Source organism: Sphingomonas sp., assembly GCF_042096255.1.
Lineage (GTDB): Bacteria > Pseudomonadota > Alphaproteobacteria > Sphingomonadales > Sphingomonadaceae > Sphingomonas.
Genome location: NZ_JBELLZ010000148.1, coordinates 1 through 5,195, shown reverse-complemented (window position 1 = coordinate 5,195; position 5,195 = coordinate 1). Strand labels below are relative to the sequence as shown.

At 68.8% G+C, this 5,195-nt stretch carries 8 protein-coding genes; 4 read left to right on the top strand and 4 right to left on the bottom strand.

The annotated features are described in order from the left end of the window. Together ACFDTH_RS17235 and ACFDTH_RS17230 are read left to right on the top strand one after the other, a co-directional pair. Positions 1–525: M2 family metallopeptidase (locus ACFDTH_RS17235; protein ID WP_375288791.1), on the top strand; the 525-nt coding region annotated here is incomplete at its 5' end. Further along, positions 522–1,241 carry an SIMPL domain-containing protein gene (locus ACFDTH_RS17230; RefSeq protein WP_375288790.1) on the top strand — a complete coding sequence of 240 codons (720 nt, stop codon included), beginning with the start codon at positions 522–524 and terminating at the stop codon, positions 1,239–1,241. The genes ACFDTH_RS17235 and ACFDTH_RS17230, both read left to right, overlap by 4 nt. A 113-nt stretch (positions 1,242–1,354) precedes the next feature. Here ACFDTH_RS17230 and ACFDTH_RS17225 read toward each other — a convergent pair whose 3' ends face one another. The 4 genes from ACFDTH_RS17225 to ACFDTH_RS17210 all read right to left on the bottom strand — a co-directional run bounded on the left by ACFDTH_RS17225 (position 1,355) and on the right by ACFDTH_RS17210 (position 4,227). Continuing rightward, entirely contained in the window at positions 1,355–1,885 is a 531-nt protein-coding gene (locus ACFDTH_RS17225) for a hypothetical protein (RefSeq protein ID WP_375288789.1), read from the bottom strand. Between the two features lie 69 nt (positions 1,886–1,954). Further along, on the bottom strand, positions 1,955–3,388 hold the full coding sequence (locus ACFDTH_RS17220) for an AMP nucleosidase (RefSeq protein ID WP_375288788.1): 1,434 nt from the start codon (positions 3,386–3,388) through the stop codon (positions 1,955–1,957). A 48-nt stretch (positions 3,389–3,436) separates the two neighbouring features. Beyond that, positions 3,437–3,703: a hypothetical protein gene (locus tag ACFDTH_RS17215; RefSeq protein WP_375288787.1), complete on the bottom strand. Its 267-nt coding sequence runs from the start codon at positions 3,701–3,703 to the stop codon at positions 3,437–3,439. A gap of 44 nt (positions 3,704–3,747) precedes the next feature. Further along, positions 3,748–4,227 carry a peroxiredoxin gene (locus ACFDTH_RS17210; protein ID WP_375288786.1) on the bottom strand — a complete coding sequence of 160 codons (480 nt, stop codon included), beginning with the start codon at positions 4,225–4,227 and terminating at the stop codon, positions 3,748–3,750. A gap of 103 nt (positions 4,228–4,330) precedes the next feature. On the opposite strand from ACFDTH_RS17210, the gene ACFDTH_RS17205 reads away from it, so the two are divergent. Then, positions 4,331–4,891 (top strand): YqgE/AlgH family protein, encoded by a 561-nt coding sequence (locus ACFDTH_RS17205; RefSeq protein WP_375288785.1) that lies wholly within the window; start codon positions 4,331–4,333, stop codon positions 4,889–4,891. 81 nt (positions 4,892–4,972) lie between these two features. Then, positions 4,973–5,195, top strand: a 223-nt coding sequence (locus tag ACFDTH_RS17200) for an adenosylhomocysteinase (RefSeq protein WP_375288784.1), incomplete at its 3' end; no start/stop codon positions are given.

The window sequence follows — 5,195 nt, the reverse complement described above, 5'->3', positions numbered from 1 at the left end:
GACAAGGACATCGGCCTGCTGCTGCGCCAGGCGATGGACAAGGTGGCGTTCCTGCCGTTCGGCCTGTTGATCGACAAGTATCGCTGGGGCGTCTATTCGGGCGCGATCTCGAGCGGGCAGCTCCAGGCGGGCTGGGACAAGCTTCGCCTCCAGTATCAGGGGATCGTGCCGCCGGCACCGCGCGACGAGAGCAAGTTCGATCCGGCCGCCAAATATCACGTCGCGGCGGGCGTGCCCTATACCCGCTATTTCCTGGCCCGGCTGCTCCAGTTCCAGTTCTACGAGGCGGCGTGCAAGCAGGCGGGCTGGACGGGGCCGCTGCATCGCTGCTCCTTCTATGGCGACAAGCAGGTCGGCGAGAAATTGAACACGATGCTGGCGATGGGCCAGTCGAAGCCCTGGCCCGAGGCGTTGCAGGCGTTCACCGGCAGCCGCGAGATGAGCGGCAAGGCGATGCTGGCCTATTTCGCGCCGCTGAAGGCGTGGCTGGACCAGCAGAACAAGGGGAAGCCGCAGGGATGGTGAGGACGATCGCTTTCGCGCTGGCGCTGGCGGCGTCGCCGGCGACGGCGCAGCTTCAGCCGGGGGAGACGCTGCTGGAGGTAGAGGCGCAGGGGGAGGTGTCGGTGGCGCCCGACACTGCCTTCGTCTCCGCCGGCGTGGTCACCACCGGCCAGAGTGCCGCCGAGGCGACGGCCGCCAATGCGCAGGCGATGGCGAAAGTGATAGCCGCGGTGCGAGGTGCGGGCGTCGAGCCGCGGCACATCCGCACCCAGCAGATCAGCGTGGAGCCGCAGTTCGCACCGCCGCAGCCGGGCACCTACCGACAGGACCAGACTAGGATCACCGGCTATCTGGCCCGCAACAGCGTGGCGGTCACGGTGACGCGGCTGGCGATCGCCTCTCAGGTGATCGACGCCGCGTTCGGCGCGGGCGCCAACTCGGTGAACGGGCCCGACTTGGGGCTGCTTGACGATACACACGCGGTGGCGGCGGCACGGGCGGATGCGCTTGCCAAGGCGAAGGCGCAGGCGGAGGCCTATGCGAGCGGGCTGGGCCTGAGGATCGCGCGGGTGATCCGGATCAGCGAACGGGGACGGCAAGCCGGCCCTGAAGTTTACGTAACCAGCGACAGCATGATGAGTGCCGCGCCGGCACCGGTAGTAGCACCCCCGCCGTTATCGGCGGGGGACATCCGGCAGAATGTCAGCGTGTGGATCGACTACGCGCTGGTGAAGTGAGCGGAGCCGCAGCAGGTTCGTCGCCCCGGACTTGATCCGGGGCCCCGCTTCTCTCGACGGAACAAGGCAGCGGGACCCCCGGTCAGGCCCGGGGTGACGAAAGAAGCAGCCGCTCAGGCCTCCGGAATCGTGTTCTCGTCGGCGATCCCCGCCTCGAACGACTTCGACGAATCGGTGCCGTCGGGCTGATGCGCCTTGGTGGCGGGTTCGAGGAGCTTGGGGGGCTCGGGAGCCTTGGGCGCCTCGGGTTTGGCGGGGGTGGAGCCGCGCAGCGACAGCAGCGCCGCTGCCGCCGCACCCGCCGCAGCGAGGCCGCCAACCACCGCGGCCGCACCCCATTTGCCGCCGACCTTGTCGGTCGCCTTCTCGATCGTCGACTTGGGCGCTGCGCGCTTCTTGGGCGCAGGCGTGGTGCGCTTGGAGGCGCGCGGCTTGGCCGGGGCGGCAGCGCGCTTCGTGCGCGAGGGCGGTGTCGGGGAAGCGGCTGCCTCGGTGCTCGCAGGCTTGGGCGCAGACTTGGCGCGGCTGCGCGTCGTCTTCTTGGGTTCGGACGGGGCCGCAGCGGCGGTCTTGCGCGGCGCGCGGCGGCGCGGGGCCGGCTTGGTATCCGCCTTGGTCTCCGGGGTCTCGGTCTCGTCCGCCATTGCGCGCTCCCTGTTTGATTGCGTTCCCGTAACGCTTCGGGCGGCGGAGGTTTCCGATTTAGCCGAACGTCAGCGGAAGGGCGGCTCGTTGAAGGCGCGCAGCTTGCGGCTATGGAGCTTGGCGCCTTCGCGGCGCAGCTCCTCGCAGGTCTCGATACCGATCTTCATATGCTCGGCGATCGCGCGCTCGTAGAAGCGGTTGGCCTGGCCGGGCAGCTTGATCTCGCCGTGGAGCGGCTTGTCCGAGACGCACAGCAGGGTGCCGTAGGGAACGCGGAAGCGATAACCCTGCGCGGCGATGGTGGCCGACTCCATGTCGATGCCGACCGCGCGGCTGAGCGAAAAGCGCAGGGCGGAGCGACTGTAGCGCAGTTCCCAGTTGCGATCGTCGGTGGTGACGATGGTGCCGGTGCGCAGCCGGCGCTTGAGCTCCTCGCCCGACTGGCCGGACACGGTCTCGGCGGCGCGGGCGAGCGCCTGCTGCACCTCGGCGATCGCCGGCACCGGAATCTCGGGCGGCAGCATGTCGTCGAGCACATGGTCGTCGCGGAGGTATGCGTGGGCGAGGACGTAGTCGCCGATCCGCTGCGAGGGCCTGAGGCCGCCGCAATGACCGATCATCAGCCACGCCTCGGGCCGCAGCACGGCGAGATGATCGGTGATCGTCTTGGCGTTGGACGGGCCGACGCCGATGTTGACCAGGGTGATGCCGGTGCGGTCGTCCGCCATCAGGTGATAGGCAGGCATTTGGAGGCGGCGGCCGGCGGTGTCGTCCAGCAGCGCGGGATCGTCGCCCGCGCGGAAGAGGAGGCCGCCCGGCGCGGACAAAGCGGTGAAGCGGCTGTCGGGGTCACCGACCTGCTCGGCCGCCCAGCGCGCGAATTCATCGACATAGCGGTGATAGTTGGTGAACAGCACGTAGCGCTGGACATGCTCGGGCGGGGTGCCGGTGTAGTGGCGCAGGCGCGCAAGGCTGAAGTCGGTGCGCAGCGCATCGAACAGCGCGAGGGGGCGGGTGCTGTCGACCGAAAACCACAGGCCGTCGGCGATCTCGTCGCCGATATGCGCGAGCTCGGTGGTGGGGAACCAGCGCGCCAGTTCCGCCGCGGACACCGCGTCCATCGCCAGCGCGTGGCCGGGATCGAGGACATAGGGGAAGGGAATCTCGGTCGAGCCGGGCACCGCCTCGACGGTGACGTCGTAATCCTCGATCAGCAGGGTCAGCTGCTCAACCAGATAGTCCGCGAACAGCGCCGGCTTGGTGATGCTGATGCGATAGTCGCCGGGTGTGACCAGCCGGCCGAACGAGCGCGGCGGGGTGGGACGGTCGGGGCCGCCGGCGAAGTGGAGCCGGATCTCGGGGTAGGCGAAGCTGCCGTCTCGGCGCGCGTCCGCCGCGGGCGGCTCGCCGCCGGCGAGGAACGTTGAAAGAGCCGCCTGGAGACGACCCACGGACGCGGTGTAGAGCCGGTCAAGCTCGGTGACGATGTCGCTGGCGATCATCGGAGGGCCGGCTAGGCCCTCCGGATGACACTGGCAAGACGATGCGACCTACTTGCGCGCGCCGCTCGCCTTGCTGCTACCGTCCGAACGGCTGGCGGCATAGACGCCGCCTGCCACCGCGGCGGCGACGCCCGCGACGATCCCGGCGGTCGCCGCCGGATGCGCGCGCACCGTCTGCGCGGTTGCGCTGGCGACCGAGGTCACCTTGCTGCCCGCGGTCGAGGCAGCGGAAGTGATCGACTCGCCGGCGCTGGACGCGGCAGCGCGCGCACGATCGGTGAAGGTCTGATCGGTCTTCGTGGCGGTGTCGGCCATGACGTAACTCCTTGCTTTCCCGCCATGGCCAACGCGCGTTCGGGTCAGAGGTTGCCGAGCAGGTGCTCCGCGCTGCTGACCCTGAACTCGCCCGGCCCCTCGACGTTGAGCTGGGTGACGACGCCATCCTCGACGATCATCGAATAACGCTGGCTGCGCTTGCCCATGCCGAACTTCGATCCGTCCATGGTAAGGCCGAGCGCCTCGGCAAAGTCGCCATTTCCATCGGACAGCATGGTGATCCCCTGCGCGTCGCTGGACTTGGACCAGGCGGCCATCACGAAGGCGTCATTGACCGAGGTGCAGGCGATCTCGTCGATGCCCTTGCCCGCCAGTTCCTCGCGCTTCTCGACGAAGCCGGGCAGGTGCTTGGCCGAGCAGGTCGGGGTGAAGGCGCCCGGGACCGCGAACAGCGCGACCTTGCGGCCGGCGAAGAAGGTTTCGGTATCGGTCGCCTCCGGACCCTCGGCGGTCGCCTTGACCAGGGTCGTCTTGGGCAGCCGGTCGCCAACTTCGATCGTCATGATGCTCTCCGTGTCGCCAAAGGGGCGCGGTCGGCTAGGTCGCAGCCGCCTGCGACGAATTCAAGCTTGGCGCGCGGCGTCTGCCCGCGCTATCGTGCAAGCGATGGAAGCAGCGCGCTTTTTGACCGGTCAGTTCCTGCTCGCAACGCCCGGAATGGCCGATCCCCGCTTCTCCCATGCGGCGATCGCGATCTGCGCGCATGACGAGAATGGCGCGGTCGGCATTGGCATCGGTGCGACGATCAACGGCCTGGGCCTGCATGACGTGCTGGAGCAGTTCGAGATCGCGCCGGGCAGTTCGCCCGATGCGCCCATCCATTTTGGCGGGCCGGTGGAGACCCGCCGCGGCTTCGTGCTGCACAGCTGCGACTGGAGCGGGCAGGACACGATCGAGGTGGCGGGGCGCTGGGCGCTGTCCGGCACCGTCGATATCCTGCGCGCGATCGCCGGCGGCACGGGTCCGAGCCGCTGGTCGGTGGCGCTGGGCTATGCCGGCTGGGGGGCAGGGCAGCTGGACGGCGAGCTCCAGGGGCCGGGCTGGATCCACGTTCCGGCCGATCCGTCGCTGATCTTCGATACGCCGGCAGAGGAGCGCTGGGTGCGAGCATATGAGAGCGCAGGCGTCGATCCGCGGCTGCTGACCAACAGCACGGGCACTGCCTAAGCAGACATAAAGATATCTTTATATTTGATCGCGGCGGGCCACCGGGCTAGGGGCGGGCGCATCCCTCTCTGGAGACCAGCAATGGCCACCGTGCTCGACCGCACCACCGATTACGTCATCAAGGACATCGCCCTCGCCGATTTCGGTCGCAAGGAGATCGAGATCGCCGAGACCGAGATGCCCGGCCTGATGGCGCTGCGCGACGAGTTCGGCGCGTCGCAGCCGCTCAAGGGCGCTCGGATCACCGGCTCGCTGCACATGACGATCCAGACCGCGGTGCTGATCGAGACGCTGACCGCGCTGG